The 20,888-nt window shown below is 59.6% G+C and carries 14 protein-coding genes, 1 pseudogene and 6 riboswitches; of the genes and pseudogenes, 12 read left to right on the top strand and 3 right to left on the bottom strand.

What is annotated here, in order from left to right:
- Positions 1 to 135 precede the first annotated feature (135 nt).
- Entirely contained in the window at positions 136 to 2,097 is a 1,962-nt protein-coding gene (locus FTE24_RS12120) for an FAD-dependent oxidoreductase (protein ID WP_150234503.1), read from the bottom strand.
- A gap of 273 nt (positions 2,098 to 2,370) precedes the next feature.
- On the opposite strand from FTE24_RS12120, the gene FTE24_RS12115 reads away from it, so the two are divergent.
- From FTE24_RS12115 to FTE24_RS12100, 4 genes are all read left to right on the top strand, one after another.
- Positions 2,371 to 2,883 carry a hypothetical protein gene (locus FTE24_RS12115; RefSeq protein WP_150234504.1) on the top strand — a complete coding sequence of 171 codons (513 nt, stop codon included), beginning with the start codon at positions 2,371 to 2,373 and terminating at the stop codon, positions 2,881 to 2,883.
- A 370-nt stretch (positions 2,884 to 3,253) separates the two neighbouring features.
- Positions 3,254 to 4,642 carry a hypothetical protein gene (locus tag FTE24_RS23040; RefSeq protein WP_202111844.1) on the top strand — a complete coding sequence of 463 codons (1,389 nt, stop codon included), beginning with the start codon at positions 3,254 to 3,256 and terminating at the stop codon, positions 4,640 to 4,642.
- A gap of 144 nt (positions 4,643 to 4,786) precedes the next feature.
- Positions 4,787 to 5,347 carry an RNA polymerase sigma factor gene (locus FTE24_RS12105; protein WP_141448182.1) on the top strand — a complete coding sequence of 187 codons (561 nt, stop codon included), beginning with the start codon at positions 4,787 to 4,789 and terminating at the stop codon, positions 5,345 to 5,347.
- Positions 5,344 to 6,417 carry a hypothetical protein gene (locus FTE24_RS12100; RefSeq protein ID WP_150234508.1) on the top strand — a complete coding sequence of 358 codons (1,074 nt, stop codon included), beginning with the start codon at positions 5,344 to 5,346 and terminating at the stop codon, positions 6,415 to 6,417. Before FTE24_RS12105 ends, FTE24_RS12100 begins: the two co-directional genes overlap by 4 nt.
- Positions 6,418 to 6,896: 479 nt before the next feature.
- Here the strand turns inward: FTE24_RS12100 and FTE24_RS12095 are convergent, their stop codons facing one another.
- Together FTE24_RS12095 and FTE24_RS12090 are read right to left on the bottom strand one after the other, a co-directional pair.
- Positions 6,897 to 8,276: an FtsW/RodA/SpoVE family cell cycle protein gene (locus FTE24_RS12095; protein ID WP_237401736.1), complete on the bottom strand. Its 1,380-nt coding sequence runs from the start codon at positions 8,274 to 8,276 to the stop codon at positions 6,897 to 6,899.
- Positions 8,277 to 8,343: 67 nt separating this feature from the next.
- Positions 8,344 to 8,547 (bottom strand): annotated as a pseudogene (locus tag FTE24_RS12090) (PadR family transcriptional regulator); the annotation flags it as partial.
- Between the two features lie 176 nt (positions 8,548 to 8,723).
- On the opposite strand from FTE24_RS12090, the gene FTE24_RS12085 reads away from it, so the two are divergent.
- From FTE24_RS12085 to FTE24_RS12050, 8 genes are all read left to right on the top strand, one after another.
- Positions 8,724 to 10,163, top strand: a complete 1,440-nt coding sequence (locus FTE24_RS12085; protein ID WP_150234515.1) for a M14 family zinc carboxypeptidase — start codon at positions 8,724 to 8,726, stop codon at positions 10,161 to 10,163.
- Positions 10,164 to 10,608: 445 nt separating this feature from the next.
- On the top strand, positions 10,609 to 12,315 hold the full coding sequence (locus FTE24_RS12080) for a proline--tRNA ligase (RefSeq protein WP_150234517.1): 1,707 nt from the start codon (positions 10,609 to 10,611) through the stop codon (positions 12,313 to 12,315).
- 142 nt (positions 12,316 to 12,457) lie between these two features.
- Positions 12,458 to 12,545, top strand: a riboswitch (cyclic di-GMP riboswitch).
- Positions 12,546 to 12,630: 85 nt separating this feature from the next.
- Positions 12,631 to 12,721: riboswitch (cyclic di-GMP riboswitch) on the top strand.
- A 106-nt stretch (positions 12,722 to 12,827) separates the two neighbouring features.
- Entirely contained in the window at positions 12,828 to 14,762 is a 1,935-nt protein-coding gene (locus FTE24_RS12075; RefSeq protein ID WP_150234519.1) for an LPXTG cell wall anchor domain-containing protein, read from the top strand.
- A gap of 203 nt (positions 14,763 to 14,965) precedes the next feature.
- Positions 14,966 to 15,631, top strand: coding sequence for a class D sortase (locus FTE24_RS12070; RefSeq protein ID WP_150234521.1), 666 nt, complete (start codon positions 14,966 to 14,968; stop codon positions 15,629 to 15,631).
- Positions 15,632 to 15,741: 110 nt separating this feature from the next.
- Positions 15,742 to 15,831, top strand: a riboswitch (cyclic di-GMP riboswitch).
- Positions 15,832 to 15,909: 78 nt separating this feature from the next.
- Complete coding sequence (locus FTE24_RS23485) at positions 15,910 to 17,682, top strand: choice-of-anchor A family protein (RefSeq protein WP_160441737.1); 1,773 nt, start codon at positions 15,910 to 15,912, stop codon at positions 17,680 to 17,682.
- Positions 17,683 to 17,924: 242 nt separating this feature from the next.
- A riboswitch (cyclic di-GMP riboswitch) is annotated at positions 17,925 to 18,009 on the top strand.
- Between the two features lie 65 nt (positions 18,010 to 18,074).
- Positions 18,075 to 18,159: riboswitch (cyclic di-GMP riboswitch) on the top strand.
- A 13-nt stretch (positions 18,160 to 18,172) separates the two neighbouring features.
- Positions 18,173 to 18,991, top strand: a complete 819-nt coding sequence (locus tag FTE24_RS12060; RefSeq protein WP_150234525.1) for a transglutaminase-like domain-containing protein — start codon at positions 18,173 to 18,175, stop codon at positions 18,989 to 18,991.
- Between the two features lie 180 nt (positions 18,992 to 19,171).
- Positions 19,172 to 19,255: riboswitch (cyclic di-GMP riboswitch) on the top strand.
- A gap of 13 nt (positions 19,256 to 19,268) precedes the next feature.
- Complete coding sequence (locus tag FTE24_RS12055; protein WP_150234527.1) at positions 19,269 to 20,090, top strand: transglutaminase-like domain-containing protein; 822 nt, start codon at positions 19,269 to 19,271, stop codon at positions 20,088 to 20,090.
- Between the two features lie 154 nt (positions 20,091 to 20,244).
- Complete coding sequence (locus FTE24_RS12050; RefSeq protein WP_150234529.1) at positions 20,245 to 20,832, top strand: hypothetical protein; 588 nt, start codon at positions 20,245 to 20,247, stop codon at positions 20,830 to 20,832.
- Positions 20,833 to 20,888: the final 56 nt, after the last annotated feature.

Below are 20,888 nucleotides of genomic sequence, written 5' to 3'. Positions count from 1 at the left end.
ACTCCGGCCCGGCTTCTTGCCGCCGAAGAGACGAGGAAAAAGCTTGGCGAGATCCGTTCCCGGATTTCGCCAAGCTTTTTGTTGTGCGCCGATGAAGCGGCGGGAGAAGAGAATGGCGGCCCTGACGGCCGGCCGCTACTTCGCCGTCGCCTTCGCCGGCTCGGCGTTAGGGTCCGCCGGCAGGAAATGCCGGGACAGGTCGCCGACGATCGAATAATAGTCGCCGTTCGTCAGCTGCTGCGGATCTTCGATCGCGTCGAGCGTCTCCTGGCGGAGGTAACCGTCCGCCACGAGCCGCGCCGCCGCGCCGTCCGCGGTCACGGGCACCTGCATCGCGCTCGCGATCAGCATCGCGGCCATATTGACCGACAGCGGCTGCGCCGCCTTGTCGGTCACTTCGACCATGATCTCTTCCATATCGCCGGGGAAGAAGTCCGGGTGCAGCGAGCGCATGACGCGCACGGCATTGAAGAACCGCTGCACGTTGGCTTCGCTGTCGAGGCCCCAGCCGTCGTTCTCGTACCCGCCCGACGTGAGATACATATTGGCCGCGATCAGCATGCCGGGGTAATCTTTGTGCTTCATATATTCCGGTTCCGGGAGCTTCGGCCGGGACAGGTCGACGCCCTGCTTGCGCAGCTGCTGCTTGAGCCGTTCGATCTGTGGTTCCGAACCGGAGAACTCGCGCAGATTCATGTCCGCATTCTGCGCCAGCTTGATCGCCGCGCCGGCCGCTTCACCGGCGGCCATGCCGACCGGGATCGTCCGCGCGCTGCCGTGCGGCACGGTGTCGAAGCCGGCCGAGCGGCCGACGACGAGCAGGCCGTCGACGGTGCGCGGCACGAGCGTGCGGAACGGCACGCCGTATTGGCTCGGCTTCATGAGCACGGTGCCGATCCGCCCGTCGCTCGTGCTCTGGATATCGACCGGATACGAACCGTAGCCGATATCGTCCCAATGCGAACGGTTCTCCATGACGTCGGCGAGCGTCAGCCGGTATTCGGCTTCGAGATGGCGCGATTCCCGCAGGTACAGCTCGCTTGCGACGCCGTCGTATTGCAGCGGGGCCATCTCCGGGAAGCGCTGCTTGAGAAACTCGACGATCTTCGGCGCTTCCGCCGTGCCGATCTCAATGCCTTCGCGGATCGACTTCGGATCGAGCGGATCGATGCCGAACAGCAGCAGCGAATTGATCAGAATCGTGCCGTCGTTCTGGCGCCCGATGTTGAGGCCACGCATTTTCACTTTGGACGGATCGCTCGATTCGTACAGCTGCGCGTCTTTGTAGCCCCAGACGCTCATGCGGTCGATGCCCGTGTCTTCGTGCTTCCCGAGCTTCTCCCAGATCTCCTGGGTCATGCCGCTCATGCGGAACACGAGCGTCGACGCCATGACGCTGTTCAGATCGCCGATGTCTTCGCGGCCGAGCGTGAATGCGGCGCCGGCTTCCGCCGCGATGTCGGCGTTCTGCGTCGCGTCGATGACGGCGTCGGCCCCGACGCGCTTGGCGCTTCCGTCTTGGAGCGTCAGCGCAAGGCCGGTGACGACCTTGCCGCCGTTTTGCGTTTCGGTGATCGGGGACATGCTGCGCGTCTCCATCAGCAGGTCGATGTTCGGTTCGGCCCGGACCATTCTATAGAACAAATTGGCGGCGACGTTCACGTCGAACGAAGATCCGTCGAATTGGTCGTACCATTCCTGGAAAATGCCTTTGTTCAAATAATTCGCTTCGCGCAGCTGCGGGAAGAAAAACGGTTGGTCGGGCGCATAGTTGAGATCGATCATGTTCAGCATGCCGACCGTCATGAGGCCGCCGAGCATCTTGCGGTCATGTCCGTCGACCAGCAGCACCTTCGAGCCGCTTCGGGCGGCAGAGATCGCGGCCGTGATGCCTTCGGGGTCCGTGCCGGCCACGATCACGTCGTAGCGTTCCGCGACTTGCGAGACGGACTCGACCGGCAGCAGCGCCTGCGTCACGCCGTGGTTGACGAGGCGCGAGTGTTCCAGATAGCGGATCAGCATGAATCCGGCCGCGCCCAGAACGAGAACGGCGGCAAGAGACAGAGCAACGACTTTTTTCCAGTTTTTCAGACGCATAGGGTATGTAGAATTCCTTTCTTCGATTCGGCTGGAAAGCCAAATTTGCGTGAGGGTTTTTTCCGGACGCATGTTCTGACTATATCGGTTTTTCCGCGGCCGGACAAGGTTGGGCTCCTCAGAGAAGAGTAATAATTTTGTAACGGTAAGCATAATTTGGATAATAAAAATACGAAAAATAAATCGAAAAGGTCGTTAAGACTTATATATTTAGGTCTAATTGCGTAGTATTATAAGGCTGTCTTAGCAATTTACTCGGCAGGGGGTGTCGAAATGGAAAAAATATCTTTTAGCAAAAGCGATTTGGGGGATTGGAGTGTCGATTATCGGACTTCAAACATCGTGAATCCGGATCTGTTGGACAAGAGACCCAAAAGCGACGGAGCGGTGTCGGAATCGGTTCTGCCAAAAGACGGGGCCGGATCGGCCGATGCGTCCGGCGGAGACAACAACGAGGCCGGACGGGCGGAGCGCAAAAAGCATGACGCGTTAATGGCCCGCAAGCTGGACGAAGAACGCCAAGCCCAGCAGCGCCTGCTGCAAACGTTCTACGCCGAGAAGCTGCGGATCGAGCTGTCGCCGGAGAAATTCAGGGATTCGATGAAATCGATGGCGGAACGTTCGATCGAACAGCTGATGAGCCGCGAAGGCTCGTCGCTGAAGCTGGAATGGAAATCGGAACTGCATCAGTTCAGCCTGGCGATCAGCATGGAGGCGTACGACAAATTGAACGAAGACGTATCCCGCCAGCGGGAACCCGTCGAATCGGCGCCGGGCAGATCCTAAATTGCTTCAACGCGCCATAAGCGCCTTCCCGTTTTGCGGGAGGGCGCTTTTTTTGGCCTGAACAGCGATCCGGAAATAGGAAGTCAGCCACTCGGCTTTTATTTTACATAAATATGAAAAAATTGTATTGCAGTCAATGTTTTGCGAACGCTGTTGAAAAAAGTCGATTAAAAACGAATCCTCGGCAAAGACTCGAACCCGACAAGAAAAAGCCAGCCTTGCTTGCTAAAAAGCCCACCTAAGCCTCCTGCTTTTTGGGAAAAATAGGAACCCACTATTGAGGAGTTCCCTCCCATATCCTTTCTTTTCCAAAAAATAGTAAACTAAGCTTAACGAAACGGACTACACCAATCTGAGGGGGTTGTAAAACATGAGCACCTTGTCGTCCTACCCTGCCGCTTCCACTGCGGACCGCACGAGCAGATACGACTACGCCACGAAATCTTCCGCTGCCGTCAGCAAAGACGCTTCGAAAGTATCGGCTTACGATAAGAAAGACCAGGATTCGAAAACGCTCGGCAAAGACAAAGAGATCCGTACGGATGCCGAGATCAGAAAAGACAAAACGCAGTTCTACGATAAAATCGATCAAAACCGCAAACAGCAGTACGAACTGCTTCAGGCGATCTACGCGCAGAACGGTTTTTCGATCAAGACCGACGATATCAAAAGCACGATGAAAAACCTGGCGGAAAAAGCGATCGATCAAAAAGTGTCCAAAGCGGGCATGAGCTGGAAATCGCAAATGCACCAGCTGCGCATGGACATCAGCTCCAGCTCGTACCAGATGTACAGCAGCAGCCAGTCCGTCAAAGCGCCGACAGACGCTTCGGCACCGGCCGCCGCCGCTTCGACGACTTCCGTCATCCGCCAGACGAACGCGGAACCGGTCAAAGCCGCCGTGTCTTCGGCGGCGTCGACGGTCTCGACGGCAGTCGGCTCGACTTCTGCGACAGCGAGCGCGCCGACTCCTGCGGCAGCGACGCCTACAGTTAGCGCACCAACTCCGGCCGCTACGACGCCGACGGCGAGCACACCGACTCCGGCCGATACGACTCCGGCGCCAACGACGCCTACGGCCAGCACGCCGACTCCGGCGCCAACGACGCCTACGGCCAGCACGCCGACTCCGGCGCCAACGACGCCTACGGCCAGCACGCCGACTCCGGCGCCAACGACGCCTACGGCCAGCACGCCGACTCCGGCGGCAGCGACGCCTACGGCCAGCACGCCGACTCCGGCCGCTACGACGCCGACGGCGAGCACGCCGACCCCGGCGCCAACGACGTCGACAACCAGCACGCCTACTCCGGCGACTGCGACGCCGACAGCCAGCACGCCGACTCCGGCGCCAGCGACGCCAACAACGAGCACGCCGACTTCGGCTCCGACATCGCCGAACCTGATCGAAACGGTCGTGAACGTGGTGAATACGACGGTCAACAATACCGTCAGCACGGTTAATACGACCGTCGGCACGGTCAACAATACCGTGACGGGCCTGACGGGCGCGCTCAGCGGCGCATTAGGCGGCACGACTGCCGCTCCGGCTCCAACTGCCACGGCTCCGGCGACGACCGCTGCGGCACCGACGACCACGACCGCTGCGGCACCGGCCTCCACGACGACGCCAACCAAAACGACGACAACGGCACCGACGACAACGACGGCACCGACAACGACAACAGCATCGACCACGACGACCGTGGGCGCCCTGCTGGGCGGCGTGAACACGAAGCCGCTGCTCGGACTGAAATAAGCAGCGTTTGTGCCCGAATACCGGGCAGGAACCCCTCACTTCGATGCCCGGCTATCCGGGCATCGAAGTTTTTTTCGCGTATTGGGAACTTTTTCGGTATCATGCAGTCTTATTGACGGAGAGCTATGTCAGGGGGGACCGAAAATGAAGCACGAGCACCAAGAAGCACGGTCCGGACAGAAGCGCGAAGCCGTTCCGGGCGACGAACGCGGAGTCCTGTTGAGGCAGCTGATGGAGAGCTACGGCAGCGACGTATGGCATTATGCGTATTTTTTGACGCGCAGCCGCGATTTGGCCGACGATATCGCGCAGGATACGTTCGTCAAAGCTTATGGGGCGCTGGATTCTTTTCGGGGGGAAGCGAAGATCAAGACCTGGCTGCTGTCGATTACGCGCCATACCGCATTCGACTATCGCCGCTCCGCTTTTGTACAGCGCAGCGTGCTGATGGCCGAGCCGCCTGAACGGGAGCAGGCGGAGTCGGCGGAAGCGACCTATATGCGCCGCGTGGATTCGGTGCAGATCTGGTCCGCCATCATGCGGCTGCCGGATCGTTATCGCGAAGTGCTCGTGCTGGATCTCAAGCACGGCCTCAAGCTGGCCGAGATCGCGAAGCTGCTCGGCATCGCCGAAGGAACGGTCAAATCGAGACTGTTCCGGGCGAGAGGCAAAGTGGCAAAACAGTTGAAGGAGGAACGAGGATGAACGAACGGGAGCCGGATTGGTACAAGCGGGCGCAGGCAGGTCCGTTCGAACGCGAACCTTTTACCGAAGAAGACATGCGGCGTATCGAAAGCGCCATTTTGGAGCGGCAGACGGACGAACAGGAGGACAAGCGCAGCCCAAAAAACGGGCGAATCCGCGCGGCTGTGCGCGCGGCGCGCAGGAACGGAATGGCGCGGATATCGGCGGTGGCGGCTGCGGTCCTGCTGTTGGCCGGAGGAGGCGCGTACGCGGCGATGCAGATGTCCGAACGGATGCCGAGCGTGCCGATGGCGTCGGGGCCGAGCGGAGGGGATACGGATCCGTCCACGGCGAGCGTCGCGCCTCCGGCAGGCGTTTCGACCTTTTCGCTCGGCGGGAAGAGTTACTTTTACGACGATTCGAACGCGAGCATTCCCGAGTGGACGCGCGCCGTGCGCACGACCGAAGGCATCGTATGGACGCCGGCTCCGCAGATGACGGGCAGCGCGACCACGATCAAGGACATGCAGCCGGGCGACCATCCGCAGACGCCGTTCCAGCTGTATTTCAGCGATCCGAACAAGCCGCAGCTTACGGAACGGGAATCGTTCATGCTGCCGGGACTGCCGCTGAACGGCCGGGATTCGTCGCGGTATTGGTATATCGACCATTTGTGGGCCGTCGGCGCATACGCGGTCTATACGACCAGCGTGCATGTGGCGGACGATTCGGGTCTGGGCCGCGAAGACGAACAGGCCTGGGTCGTGGACACGCAGGGGCTGCCGACGACGCCAAGCTTCGGAACCGTCATGGACGTGCGCCTGCTGACCAATTTCGATTCGGACGGCGAAAGCCCGTTCGAACTGTCTTACGACGAGACTAACGGACGGCTGATCTACACCGTGGAAGTGCCGCCCGAAGACGGCGGCGTCGAAGGCGAAGAGCTGGTAGTCGCCCAGCAGTTGGACAACGGGAGCAAAGTGTTCGTGGAACGCTATGGGATCGCTTACGGAACGGCGGCGGACGGTTCCCGTACCGTCGATTACGAATTGGACGGCGCCGTCCATACGGCGAAGCTGTTCGATCTGTAGCTGTTCGATCTGTAGGCGCAGGCCGGCAGGCGCGCGGGGCGAAGCGCATAGGGACAAGCGGACGAGACGGTCTTCAAGACCGTTTCGTCCGCTTGTTTGGTTCTGCGCGGCAGTTCGCCGCATCGGTGCGCGGCTTATGGATTCAGCGAGAGCCGAAGCCGAGCGTGCAGGAGGCCAAGTTCGCTGCCCGTTCACGTCGACGGTGCAGGCGGCGTTCGAACGGATTCTCCAGAAGCGTACGCTGCCGGAATCGTGCGCCCACAGCTGCGCGAACGTCTCGCCCGCCGGGCTGCTCCAATCGTTCTCGTTCACGTCGTCCATTATTTTGCTCATATTGTTCAGTTTCATCATGCGTACAGCCACTGCCTTTCGATTTGGGGTCGAAACGACATCGCTTCCCGCAGCGCCTCTTGGACGCAAAACAGCGACAAAAACCCGCGGTATCAAGCTCCTGCGGGTTTAAGGTAGAGAGAAGGTTGTCAATAGCGAGATGCGGCCGCAGGGGCTGCACCGGATGCGTCGGCCGCTTCGGTCCGCCGCTTCATGGGCAGCATGTCTTTGCGCCGGTAAATGCCGAGGATCAACCCGACGATGGCGCAGTGCACGATCGTCGTGCTTCCGCCGTAGCCGATAAACGGCAGCAGCAGGCTCGTCATAGGCAGCAGGCCGAGCGAAGCGCCGATGCCGTAGATCCATTGTCCGGCCAATAGGATCGACAAGCCGGCTGCCATGGAGCGGCCGACCGGTTCCGTGATTTTCCGTACGGTATGCAGCAGCAGCACCATCAGCCAGACGATGGAAGCCACGAGGAGGCCAGCCGTGATCCAACCGAAGCTGTAGGTGAGGTAAGGGAAAATGGCGTCGGCATAAGCATACGTGATCGAATCGCCCGACGAGCCGAAACCCTGACCGAACCAGCCGGCCTCCCGGATCGCGGCCGCCATGACGTTGTTCATGTAGTTGGAGTCCGGGCTTTGCCGTTGAGGAGCGAAAACGGCTTGAACCCGCTCCTGCCACTGCGGATTTCGCACGTACAAACTCACCGCCCAGGCCGCCGCTGCCGCAGGCAGCAGATAGAGATATACCTTTGCGCCTCCTGCCCGCGCATACAATAACGTGGCGGCGACCAGATACAAACCAAGCGCCAGCCAGGCCAGTAAATCAAAATAGACGTACAAAGCGACCGGCAGCAGAATAAAGCCGACCGCGATCAGATGCCGGATATTTTGCCAGGATGCAGGCTGAAGCGATAATCGATCCAGCATGCCCGGCAGAGCCAGGATGAACAACATGAACATGCAGAGAGTCCAGTTAAAAGTAACCGGGCCAAGTCCGACCCACCCGAGCGTTCCGTTGATCTTCACGGAGGCGGCCTGGAAGAAAAATAAGGTAAGTAGAGCCGTGCCTGAATAAAGCGCGACCGCATATTTATTCAGCAGGCGATAGTCGAACAGGCAGCAGGCGATCAGCGCGGCGATGCCCATCGCGTAATAAGGAAGCTGCTGCTGGCCCGGGTTCATGTATTTGAAAACGCCGGAACCCGAAGCCCCCAGCGAGAACAGCGCCAGCAGTCCGATTCCTGCCATCACCCCAAGCGGCACCAGCAGCTTCCAGTTGAACTTCGGCCGGTGGACCTGTCCGAGCGTGCCGCCGATCTCGTCGGCGTCGCCCATCTGCTTCATCGCCCAGAGAGCGGCTTCGAGTGTGGAAGCGCCGGCGTCTTCTTTGTCCGCGATCAGCTCGTCCAGATGCCCGCGCATTTCTTCCCGCAGCTCCGGATGCAGTTCCTTCGCTTTGACGCGGGCGCACAGGCGGTCGAGGTAGGTCCCGATCGAAGCTTCGGCTTCCCGGCGTTCCATTTCCCGGATATAGGCCTCGCGATCCGCGGCCGTATTCGGCTGTTCGGTCTTGCNTGCGGCCGCCGCTTTCTTCCCAATGCGCGGACACCCAATTCTCCGCTTCCATCGCGTGCAGAATCGGGTAAAGCGTTCCTTCCTTGAGCGCGAACACGCCGTCCGAACGGCTGTCCAGTTCCCTGATCAGCTCGTATCCGTACATGCTTTTGCCCGACAGAACAGTCAGGACGAGTGTTCCGGTCGAGCCCTTTAGCAGTTCTTTGCTTACTTTCATCGCACCGATTCTCCTTTGCTTTATATACATAGATTTACTATGCATCGTAAAGCGAGGTTTGTTTTTTGTCAACAGTTTCTTGAAAAAGGGAGAAGCAGGAATCCGCCTGCCGCGGCGCGAATGCTAAGCAGGTCAGACTTGAAGAGGCAATCATGAACATACAACAGGGGGTAAGGATGAAAAAGAGTGGAATTACGCTGTTGATGCTGGTCGTATGGCTGTTGACGCTTGCGCCGGCGGGACGGGCGGAGGCCGCGGAGGCGAACATCGTCGATCCGTTGGTTACGTACACGTACGGCGTACTCACCCGCGACATTCGCGAATTGGCGGCCAAGTACCCGGATCTGATCGAATACAAGTCGATCGGCCGAACGCTGTACGGACGGGACATCTGGGCGGTGGGGCTTGGGAGCGGCAGCTCGACGGTCTTTTTTAACGGATCGCATCATGCCCGCGAATGGCTGACGACGACGCTCAACATGACGATGATCGAGCAGTACGCGGCCGCTTATGCGGACAACCGCAAGTTCGAAGGCTATGACGTGCGCGAGATTTTGGACCGGACGAAGATCTGGTTCGTGCCGATGGTCAACCCGGACGGCGTGACGCTTCAGCAGACAGGCCTGCAGTCTTTTCCGGTCCATGTGCACGACGCGCTGATCAAGATGAACGACGGCAGCCGCAGCTTCAAGCGCTGGAAAGCGAACGCGCAGGGAGTCGATCCGAACCGGCAGTACGACGCCAACTGGGGAGAATTGATTAACAATTACCATTATCCGCATTGGATGGGCCACAAAGGGACGGCTCCGATGACGACGCGGGAAAATAAGGCGATGATCGCGTTCACGTACGAGATCGACCCGGAAATCGCGGTCTCGTACCATTCGGCGGGACGCATCCTGTTCTGGAACTTCCGGACGCCGGCCGCCAACGTCCCGCGGGACAAGCGGCTGGCGAATATTTTCACGCAATTTACGGGCTACGCCCAGGTCAGTCCAAGCTACAATTCGAACGGCGGAGGCGGGTACACGGACTGGTTTATCCAGAAGCTTGGCCGGCCGGCTTTTACGCCGGAGATCGGGATCAAGAACGGGGAGAGCCATCTGCCGCTGTCGGCGTTCGGGGAAGAATGGCGCCGCAACAAAAAGATCGGCCTGTGGATCGCGCAGGAAGGCTATACATTGTGGGCCGCGAAAAACAAAACGACGGTCAAGCCGGTCTCGCTGTTCCTTGACGGCGTGCGGATCGAAGGCGAGCCGGCCGCTTTCAACGAAGACGGCGCGACGTACGTATCGTACAAGCCGCTGCTGACGGCGCTCGGCTACCGCCTGACCTGGGACGGCGCAGCCAAATCGGTGACGGCGAACGGTCCTTCCGGCACGATTCGGTTTGCGCTGGGGCGGAAGACGGCGGAGATCGACGGACAGGCCGTGGAACTTGCGGCGGCGCCGCGGCTGCACGAAGGAACGGTCTACGTACCTGCAAGGCTTGTCAGCCGGGCGGCGAGAGCGGCGTTGACCGTAGACCCCGGCAGCGGGGCGATTTCCCTGAAGAGCCCGGCCAATCGGGCAGGGAACGCTTCGCCCGAGAGTCCGGCCGTGATCGTGAACCCTTGACGCTGAGAGGCTTTCAGTGGTACAACTAAGCCGTTGCGGGTCGGACTTATCGTTCCGACCGACGCCTAACTTGAACGAACAGCAATGACCGGAACCCTGCTTCGCGAGCGCCGACTGACGTCGGGGCACGGCTGTCCGCCGACAGAGAAGAATCCCTTGAGCTGCGAGGATTCCCGGCGGACCCGCGAAGTCCTTCTCCGCGAGCTGCGGCGCTCCAATCGCCGCCGGACGTCCCCGTTACCGGACTTCGAGCCTTTTTGCGCCGCCGCGGCCGCCGAACGGAATCTGCCCCGGGCAGATTCCGGATCGCGATCCGGCGCGCAAAAAGGGAACCAGGGTGGTACCGCGAAGATGCATTCGTCCCTAACGAATGCGTCTTTTTTTTGCGTGTTCCGCCCGTAGGCTTGTCCGTATACCCATTCATTTTTCAGAGGAGCGATATTTTATGAAACAAAGTCAACTGTTGATCCCGACGCTGCGCGAAGCGCCGGCGGACGCCGAGGCGGCCAGCCATAAGCTTATGCTGCGCGCCGGCCTGATCCGCCAGCTCGCTTCCGGCGTCTACACGTACCTGCCGCTCGGATTCCGCGTGCTCAAAAAAGTGCAGGAGATCGTCCGTCAGGAAATGGACCGCGCGGGCGCGCAGGAACTGCTCATGCCGGCCATGCAGCCGGCCGAGCTGTGGCGCGAATCGGGCCGCTACGACGTGTACGGTCCCGAGCTGATCCGGCTCAAAGACCGGCACGACCGCGAATTCGCGCTCGGCCCGACGCATGAAGAGGTCATCACGTCGCTCGTCGCGGGCGAAGTCAGTTCGTACCGGCAGCTGCCGATGACGCTGTACCAGATCCAGACGAAATTCCGCGACGAACGCCGTCCGCGCTTCGGCCTGCTGCGGGGCCGCGAGTTCCTGATGAAAGACGCCTATTCGTTCGGGCGAAGCTGGGAAGAACTGGACGAGACGTACCGCGCGATGTACGACGCGTATACCCGCATCTTCACGCGGGTCGGCCTGAACTTCCGCGCCGTGCAGGCGGATGCAGGGGCGATCGGCGGCGAAGGCGAGACGCACGAGTTCATGGCGCTGGCCGACATCGGGGAAGACACGATCGTCGTGAGCGAACGCGGGACGTATGCGGCCAATCTGGAAAAAGCGGAGATGTTCTGGGAAGAGCCGGCCGCGACGTCTGCCGATACCGACATTCCGCCGCTCGGCCGCGTGCATACGCCGGGCGTGCACACGATCGAGCAGCTGTGCAATCATTTTGCGCTTGAAGCTTCCGCCTTCATGAAGACGCTGCTGTATCTCGTCGACGGCAAGCCTGTCGCGGTCGTTGTTCGCGGAGACCGCGAAGCGAACGAGACGAAAGTGCTGAACGCGCTCGGAGGCGAACGGATCGAGCTGGCGGACGCCGCCGCCGTGGAACGGCTGACCGGAGCGGCGGTCGGCTTCACCGGTCCGGCAGGACTTGCGGGCGTGACGCTGCTCGTCGACCGGGAAGTGCAGGCGATGCCGTCGGGCATCGCGGGAGCCAACGAGACGGACTATCACGTCGAGCACGTCAGACCGGGCCGCGATTTCCGAAGCGACCGGGTCGGCGATTTCCGCAACGCGGCCGAAGGGGACCTGAGTCCCGACGGAAGCGGCCGACTGGAATTTTACCGGGGGATCGAGATCGGGCACGTCTTCAAGCTGGGCACCAAATACAGCGAAGCGCTCGGCGCGAATTATCTGGACGAAGGCGGACGCCGCCAAGCGGCGATTATGGGCTGCTACGGTATCGGCATCTCGCGTATCCTGTCCGCGGTCGTCGAGCAGCATTACGACGAGAACGGCATTCTGTGGCCGGCGGAGATCGCGCCTGCGACGGTGCACATCATTCCGGCTTCGGTCAAAGACGATGTGCAGGTGGCCTTGGCGCTTGAGTTGTACGCGCGATTTGCGGCGGCAGGCATCGAAGCGCTGCTGGACGATCGCGACGAGCGGGCGGGCGTGAAGTTCAAGGATGCCGACTTGATAGGTCTTCCGTACCGGATCGTCGTCGGACGCGACGCGGCCGAAGGCCGGGTCGAGTTCAAGGGCCGCGCCGATGCGGACAAGCAGGCGCTTACGGCGGACGAAGCTTTTGCGCGCGCGGCCGGACTGGCCTGAACGAACGGCTGGGCTTCCGGTATAAAAAAGCCCCCCAAACGCCGGTGTATCAGCGTTTCGGGGCTTTTTTTTATATCAAAAAAAGAGATTGACACAAAATCGCTCCTTCCGGTATACTCGCATTAACCAAATAACCGACTTGATTAGTGAAACGCAAACCGGATGAAAGTTCGGGACGCAAAGTCTGGAATCTACAGCGACTTGTTCGCCACGATCGTCCGACCGCCTCGATACTTGATGGCGGTCTTTTTGTTGTTTGTAGTTCCGGAGTCCCGTTTCCGATCTGCTTCACAATCGCCTCGCAAGCTGCTTTTTCCCCGAGAAACGCAAACCATCCGAAAGGCTGGGACGCAAAGTCTGGAATCTACGTCGAGCGCCCGCTCGCCACGATCGTCCGACCGCCACGAATGGTTTCCATTCATCCATGGCGGTTTTTTTTATACGCTTCTTTGGACTGTTTTCAGATAAAAATCACATAAAATCAAAAAAGAGATACATAAAGGGGACCCCTCATGAGCAAAATCACCAAAGTTTCCGCCGCGATCTTATTGACCTCCACGCTATCGCTGACGCCTTACGCCGCTCTCTCCGCCCAGGCCCATTACGCCAAACCGGTTCCCGCTCCTTCCCAGAACACGCAGCCGACGAAAAAGAACTACGAGCAGGAAATTGCCAACGCTACCTCGGCCGCGCAAAACGCCGACAAGCAGGCAGCAGCGAAGCAGGCCGAAGCCGACCGGTACGCCGCGGCGGCCGCCAACGCGCTTCAGAATGTGACTGCCCTGCAGCAGGCCTACGACAACGCCGTGCAGAACGTTCAGCAGAAAAAAGCGGACGTGCAGTCGAAGCAGCTGGAGTACGATAACGCGTACAATCGACTGGCCCAGGCTTCGGCCGCCGCAGCCAAAGCGCAGCGGGACTACGACAACAGCTGGGGCTGGAGCAGTTCGGCCAAAAAGAAATTGCAGGATGCGACCAATGCCTGGATTTCGGCGAAAGTCGATTGGACCCGTGCAGCAAGCGCTTTGCAAAAAGCGGTCACCGAATATAACAAGGCGCAAAGCACGGCGAGCTTGATCGGATGCGATCTGGGTCCGGCCGAGAAAGCGGCCGATCAGGCCCGGCAAAAAGCCGATAAAGCCCAAAACGCCGCCGATCGCGCCCGGGACAATGCCGCCGACGCCTGGAAAAAAGTCGAAGACTTGAAAAAGCAGCAGGCCGAAGCGGAAACGCCGCCGCCTGTAGAACCAACGACGCCGGTCGTACCGACGCCGCCAACGGAAACGACGCCGCCAACAGAAACGACGCCGCCAACAGAAACGACGCCGCCAACGGAGACGACGCCGCCGACAGAGACGACGCCGCCGACAGAAACGACGCCGCCAACAGAAACGACGCCGCCGACAGAGACGACGCCGCCAATAGAAACGACGCCGCCAACGGAAACGACGCCGCCGACAGAAACGACGCCGCCAACAGAAACGACGCCGCCAACAGAAACGACGCCGCCGACGGAGACGCCGCCGCCGACAGAAACGACGCCGCCAACAGAGACGACGCCGCCGACAGAAACGACGCCGCCAACAGAGACGACGCCGCCGACAGAAACGACGCCGCCAACGGAAACGACGCCGCCGACGGAAACGACGCCGCCGACGGAAACGACGCCGCCGACGGAGACGCCGCCGCCAACAGAAACGACGCCGCCAACGGAGACGACGCCGCCAACAGAAACGACGCCGCCAACGGAGACAACGCCGCCAACAGAAACGACGCCGCCGACAGAGACGACGCCGCCGACAGAAACGACGCCGCCAACGGAGACGACGCCGCCGACAGAAACGACGCCGCCGACATCGAACCCGACGCCGGCTCCAAGCGGCGACACGGTCGTCATTCCGGATAACCCGACGCCGCAGAGCCAGCCGACCTTCATTGTCGAACCTGCGCAGCCGTCGCAATCGACGCCGCCGGCTGTACCGGCCGACGGAACTGCTTCGCCTTCGCCGGATACGGTGACGATTCCCGATAACGAGACGCCGCAGGGCGCTCCCGATACGGGCGGCGTTCCTGCTTCGGACGCCGAAGTGGACGTCCCGGATGACCGGACGCCGCAGGGCGCTCCCGACACGGGCAGCGTTCCCGCACCGGCCGACGAAGTGACCGTGCCAGGCAATGAGACGCCGCAGGGCGCGCCTCAACCGGACGCTCCGTCCGTATCCGCCGACGCCGATCCTGCGCCAAGCGTAGACGTGCCGGATAATGTTACGCCGCTTGGCACGCCGGATGCGATCGAACCGGCAGCCGATGCCGCGCCGCCTGTCGGCAGCCTGCCGGCCGCGCTCCCGCAGACGGGCGAAGCGACTTCCGCTCCCCTGTACGCGCTCGGTCTGGGCTTCTTGGCGATCGCGGCCTGGATGCGCCGCCTCGGCGGCAGCAAAAACTAGTCCCCGATTTTTTGTGAAAAAGGGGCGTACGCTTCATAACCGCAGCGAATTTGACCGAAGTATGGCTTGAACGGACAGCCGTGTTCAGGGGTTCCCCTTGAACACGGCTTCCGCTTTATGCCATACTTTTAAGGTTATAAGGAAATAAAGGGTTGGCTCCAATGATTGGATCACAATTTTCACACCCATAAGGAGGAACGGCATTGAAGAAATGGTCGTACGTCATTATGCTGCTCGGACTCTGCATCATTCTCTACCCCAGCGTGAACACCTGGCTGGACGATCGCGCCCAATCCGAACTGCTGGAAAAAGCCGAAGCGGAGAGCCAAAAGCCGCTGGATCTGACGCGGGTATCGAGCGAGGTAGCGGTGCCGGATTACCAGAAAATTTCGAATCTGCTGGACGAGGGCGACGAAGAAGAAGCTTCGGCCGAGACGGTGGCGCCGCTCGATGCCGATTCGCTGCAGGACGGGGAAGTGCTCGGCATCATCCGCTACGACAAACTCGACATTAAGCTTCCGATCGTCGAAGGCGCGACCAAAGCCAATATGAAAAGCGCAGCCGTGCACGTGACCGGAACGGGACTTGCCGGCATGCAGGACAGCAATATGGCCGTGGCCGCCCACCGCGCGCACAAAACGGGCAGATTGTTCAATCGGCTGAACGAAGCCAAAGTCGGCGACGTGGTCGAGATCGACCAGGGAGGCCAGACCTACAAGTACGAAGTGAACGATATCCAAATCGTCGAACCGACGGACGTCTGGGTACTGGATGCCAAAAAAGGCGAAACCGCCTTGACGCTCATTACGTGCGACCCGCTGATCAATCCGACGCATCGTTTGATCGTGCATGCCGTGTTGAGAAAATAGCGGAGCGAAGTGCGACTAAAGTCACATTGACCTTGGTCCTGCTTTGCCCTTATATTAATTGTAAATTGCTAGATCGATCTATATCTTTTACCCTATACAAAAAGCAAGAACTTTGAGAAACGCAAACCAAGCGAAAGTTTGGGACGCAAAGTCTGGAGTCTACGGTGCCTCTTAGGCACAATGACCGTCCGACCGCCACGAAGAAATTTCTGGCGGTCTTTTTGTGCGTTCCGCGCAGGAGACGCCGCAAATACGGTCAAGCAGCGGAGGAGAAGCAAATGAACAAGATTACTAAAATTTCGGTGACGGCCGTACTGGCTTTTTCGATCGGCTTCGGTCCTGTTCAGGGCACGACGCACGCGTCGAGCAGCTCGATTCTGGGTCCGGCCCAGCTATTCAACGTGTTCGTGCTCGGCGATCTGAGCCAGAAATATACGGACGTCGAAGGACGAATCGCGGCAGGCGGCAACGTCGTCGTCGAAGGCTATTCCGTCGGAAGCAGCCTGGGCAGCGGTTCGAACCAGCCGGTGCTCGTGGTCGGCGGCAACCTGACGTATAACAACGGCCAAGCGAACGGAGGCGTCGCCTACGGCGGAACGCTCAGCCAATCGCCTACGGCCAACTTCATGGGAACGGTCACGTCCGACGCGGGCCAGGTCGTCGATTTCAATTCGGCGGCCGTCTACCTGAACGGACAATCCAGCTCGCTCTCGGCGCAAAAAGCGAACGGGGAATACAAAAATAACTACGGCGAAGTTCAACTGAAGGGCGGAGACAGCGGCCTGAACATTTTCAACCTGGACGGCGCTGCCCTTTCTTCGGCCAACGGCCTGCGCATCAACGTTCCTTCCGGATCGACGGTAGTCGTCAACATTTCGGGCAGCAGCGTGAATATGCGCTATTTCGAGACGTTCCTCGAGAACGGCGTCAACCAGAGCAACATCATCTACAACTTCTATGAAGCGACAAGCCTCAACATCGCGGGAATCGGAATCAAGGGATCGGTCCTTGCGCCAAAAGCGAACGTTCAATTCGATAACGGACAGCTGAACGGTACGCTGATTGCCGCGTCGCTGACCGGCGGAGGCGAGTCGCACAATCATCCGTTCGAAGGCAACGTTCCGACGCCGGAGACCCCGCCGCCGCCGGAAACGCCGCCGCCGCCGGAAACGCCGCCGACGCCGGAAACGCCGCTGACGCCGGAAACGCCGCCGACGCCAGAAACGCCGCCGACGCCGGAAACGCCGCCGACGCCAGAAACGCCGCCGACGCCGGAAACGCCGCCGACGCCGGAGACCCCGCCGACGCCGGAAACGCCGCCGACGCCGGAGACCCCGCCGACGCCGGAGACCCCGCCGACGCCGGAAACGCCGCCGACGCCAGAAACGCCGCCGACGCCGGAAACGCCGCCGACGCCGGAGACCCCGCCGACGCCGGAGACCCCGCCGACGCCGGAAACGCCGCCGACGCCGGAGACCCCGCCGACGCCAGAAACGCCGCCGACGCCGGAAACGCCGCCGACGCCGGAGACCCCGCCGACGACAACGCCGACCGACCCGGCCGTCGTCTTCATCCCCGATGAACCGGTGCCGCAGGGCTCCGTCACGCCGACTCCGACGCCCTCAACTCCAGTAGAGACGCCGTCCGTTCCGACGGAAGAAGTGACAATCCCGGAAGACCCGACGCCGCTCGGCACGCCTGACGTTCCGGCGCCGACGCCGTCGACTCCCGTAGAAGAGACGCCGTCCGTTCCGGCGGAAGAAGTGACGGTCCCGGAAGATCCGACGCCGCTCGGCACGCCTGACGTTCCGGCGCCGACGCCGTCGACTCCCCTAGAGGAGACGCCGTCCGTTCCGACGGAAGAAGTGACGGTCCCGGAAGATCCGACGCCGCTCGGTACACCGACCGTGCCGGGTACGGTTGTACCTGTCGGCGAACGGCCGAACGCGCTGCCGCAGACCGGGGACGCTTCGCCGACGCCTCTCTATATGTGGGGCTTTGCGCTGATCGCGCTCGGAGCGGGCCTGCTCAAGCGCGAACTGCGCAAATAATTTTCGAAGATTCGCACCGAATCCACTCCCGTTTGGCGGGAGTGGATTTTTTTTGCCGACAAATAGTTTGTTCGACTTATAAAGAAAACGTCTATCCATGCCGATAATATAAAGAGTAAGCAATTTTTTGTCCTATTTTCGAGGCGTACGAAAATTAAACTATGTCTTTAGTTGGAAAAATCAAAAAAACCCGTATTGCTAAGTCGCTCTTTAATGATACTATATAACTAATAGAAGCTTTTCACGACAAACGGCAAACCTGCTTCGAAAGACAGGGACGCAAAGCTATAGGGCCTTACCCCCAGGGGATGGCAGCCAGCCGCCGAAAGATAGGGCTTTTTTCTTATTTTCGCTTTTGTGCCCCGGGCACCCGACATTTCCAGATAAGACTAAAACGATAAAGGCAAACCTGATCGAAAGACAGGGACGCAAAGCTAAAGGGCCTTACCCCGCAGGGGTTGGCAGCCAGCCACCGAAAGGAGTTTTATCCATGCGCAAATGGATCCTCAAACTTACGCTCGCACTGAGCTTGACTGCCGGCTTGCTGCCGACGGTCGCCGCACCCGCTTCCGCCGCTTCCGCAGAAACTTCGTGGCTCGATACGTCTTCCCTTCGTCAGGGAACGATCGGCGTCAGCTACAGCGCCAACACTTCCAAAAGAGTCAAAGTCATGATCGCCAAATCCAGCACCGTCTATACGTACGATCTGAACACGTCCAAGAAATCCGAGAACTTCCCGCTGCAATCCGGCGCAGGTTCGTACGAAGTGACGCTGCTCGAGAATACGAGCGGAACGAGCTACAAGAAGATCGGATCGACTTCCGTCGAGCTGAGCGCAGACGACCAAACGAACGTTTTCCTCGGTTCCGTGCAGAACGTCAACTGGAAAGACGCCGCCAACGCTTCCGCCCTGGCTGCCAAACTGACGGCCGGCAAAAAAACGGACAAAGAAAAAGCGCAGGCGATCTACGACTACGTCGTTTCGAACATCAAATACGACACGCAGCTGGCCGCAGCGGTCGGTAACGTATACATCCCTTCGGCAGACAGCACGCTCGTTTCCAAAAAAGGCATCTGCTACGATTACGCTTCCCTCATGGGCGTCATGCTGAGAAGTTCCGGCATCCCGACCAAACTGATGATGGGCAGCACGACTTACGTCAAAGAGTATCACGCCTGGAACGAAATCTACCTGGACGGCAAATGGGTCATCGTGGACGCAACGGTCGACTCCGCGTACAAACAAGCCGGCAAAACGATCCCGTTTGCCAAAGAAGCCAGCAAATACAGCGCCCAAAAAGTGTACTAAAAAAGGTCCGTCCTTCCTGTTATAGGAACATACGCACGAATTTTCAAAGCCCCGTCCAGGAGACGGGGCTTTTTTGCGTTTACATTTTTTGTGCAAATAGGAGCTGAATCTCATGAAGGGGCCGCCGATTTTGCCGTTGTAAAGAGTAGGGACGCAAGTTCATCCGAAGTGCCTCCCGCTACCCGATAAAGGCAAACCCGATTGAAAAACGGGGGCGCAAAGCTATAGGGCCTTACCCGCAGGGGATGGCAGCCAGCTATCGAAAGGAGTCTATTTCATGTATAAATGGATTTTGAAGAGTGCTCTTGCCCTGACCTTGGCAGCCGGCTTGACGGCAGGCACGGGGGCGACCGCGAACGCCGCGGCGGCGCAGGCCCCGTCGTGGGTCGATGCTTCTTACGCCAAACAGGGAACGGTGGGCGTTCATTATGGCGGCGCCGCCTCCAAACGGCATAAAGTGATGATTGCCAAAGCAGGCACCGTCTATACGTACGATCTTAGCCAAGCGAAGCGAGCCGAGATTTTTCCGCTGCAATCCGGGAGCGGTTCTTACGAGGTGACGCTGCTGGAACAAATAAGCGGTACGAGTTACAAAAAGATCGGCAGCACGTCCGTCCAACTTCAGGCTTCCGGCGCCAACCGGGTCTTTCTCGGCTCGGTGCAAAACGTGAACTGGAAAGAGTCCGCAAGCGCCACGGCGTTGGCCAAAAAGCTGACAGCCGGCAAAAAAACAGACCGTGCCAAAGCGGAAGCCGTGCATCGCTACGTCACGGCGCAGATCCGCTACGATTTTGCCAAAGCCAAGTCGCTCGGCGGCGCGTACCTGCCTTGGGTAGACGGCACGCTCGCTTCGAAAAAAGGCATCTGCTACGATTATTCTTCGCTTATGGCCGTCATGCTGAGAAGTTCCGGCATCCCGACCAAGCTCGTTATGGGCAAAACGACTTACGTCAAAGAGTATCATGCGTGGAACGAGATTTACCTGAACGGCAGATGGGTGACCGTAGACGCCACGGTCGATGCGGCCTACAAGCAGGCCGGACAGAAAGTGTCGTTTGCGAAAGACTCCGGCAAGTACAGCGTGCAGAAAGTGTATTGATCCCAAGATGCGCGAACCGGAACTCCGCCTTATAGCGGGGTTCTTTTTTATGGAAAAGAAGGCATGGAAAATAGGAAACAACGAATCCCGCCCGCCACACGTTCAATGAGAGGAAGCGGGGCAAATCGATCGACCCGCAAGACAAGGAGGCCGCATGAAAACACACTACGCGCTCGGACTTATTTTCCTGTTCATGCTGGCGATCTTTCTGGCGGAATATCCGTTCTCCAAAAGTATCGACAAACGGATTCCGGCAATCTTGTCGGTCGCCGATACGCCGTATCCGTATGAAAGTTCCGGTTCCAAAGCGGCCGCCGAGACGCATACGGACACGCCGACCGTGATCCGCGTTCAGGGCGAAGTGTCACATAAACTTTTTCGCCAACCGGAATTCAACGTGACCGTGACCGTCGACGGATTCGGCTGGATGACCGACGGTCGTCATTCCAGCCGAATCATCACAAGCGAACGGATCGAGGATATCAATATGGGGACTTTGCAGCATGCTTATACCCCCGAATATGCCGGCTCGGACTGGACGAAGTATATCAAGACGTCGCTGATCTGGTTCGACGACGATTTTGAACAGGTGCATCTATCGACTTCGACCCTTGAATGGATGGGCGAGCCGCAGCAGGCAGCGCGGAACCTTGAAGTTACCGGGCAGGCGGCAAACGAAGCGCAGGCCGAAGAGGTCCGGCGGAAACTCGGCGAAACGTATCCGGATTGGTTCGGCTTTTGAATGAAGGACCTTTCTCCCTGAAGACGCTGAACGTATAATAGGAAGAAAAAGTACGG

This window comes from Saccharibacillus sp. WB 17 (assembly GCF_008634075.2).
GTDB classification, from domain to species: Bacteria; Bacillota; Bacilli; order Paenibacillales; family Paenibacillaceae; genus Saccharibacillus; species Saccharibacillus brassicae.
The sequence above is the reverse complement of the archived record's forward strand: the minus strand, read 5'-3'. Positions and strand labels throughout refer to the sequence as shown.

Coding starts and splice junctions, on each gene's coding strand:
- FTE24_RS12120 (WP_150234503.1), bottom strand. CDS start 2,097: ATGCGTCTGAAAAACTGGAAAAAAGTCGTTGCTCTGTCTCTTGCCGCC.
- FTE24_RS12115 (WP_150234504.1), top strand. CDS start 2,371: ATGGAAAAAATATCTTTTAGCAAAAGCGATTTGGGGGATTGGAGTGTC.
- FTE24_RS23040 (WP_202111844.1), top strand. CDS start 3,254: ATGAGCACCTTGTCGTCCTACCCTGCCGCTTCCACTGCGGACCGCACG.
- FTE24_RS12105 (WP_141448182.1), top strand. CDS start 4,787: ATGAAGCACGAGCACCAAGAAGCACGGTCCGGACAGAAGCGCGAAGCC.
- FTE24_RS12100 (WP_150234508.1), top strand. CDS start 5,344: ATGAACGAACGGGAGCCGGATTGGTACAAGCGGGCGCAGGCAGGTCCG.
- FTE24_RS12095 (WP_237401736.1), bottom strand. CDS start 8,276: ATGGAACGCCGGGAAGCCGAAGCTTCGATCGGGACCTACCTCGACCGC.
- FTE24_RS12085 (WP_150234515.1), top strand. CDS start 8,724: ATGAAAAAGAGTGGAATTACGCTGTTGATGCTGGTCGTATGGCTGTTG.
- FTE24_RS12080 (WP_150234517.1), top strand. CDS start 10,609: ATGAAACAAAGTCAACTGTTGATCCCGACGCTGCGCGAAGCGCCGGCG.
- FTE24_RS12075 (WP_150234519.1), top strand. CDS start 12,828: ATGAGCAAAATCACCAAAGTTTCCGCCGCGATCTTATTGACCTCCACG.
- FTE24_RS23485 (WP_160441737.1), top strand. CDS start 15,910: ATGAACAAGATTACTAAAATTTCGGTGACGGCCGTACTGGCTTTTTCG.
- FTE24_RS12060 (WP_150234525.1), top strand. CDS start 18,173: ATGCGCAAATGGATCCTCAAACTTACGCTCGCACTGAGCTTGACTGCC.
- FTE24_RS12055 (WP_150234527.1), top strand. CDS start 19,269: ATGTATAAATGGATTTTGAAGAGTGCTCTTGCCCTGACCTTGGCAGCC.
- FTE24_RS12050 (WP_150234529.1), top strand. CDS start 20,245: ATGAAAACACACTACGCGCTCGGACTTATTTTCCTGTTCATGCTGGCG.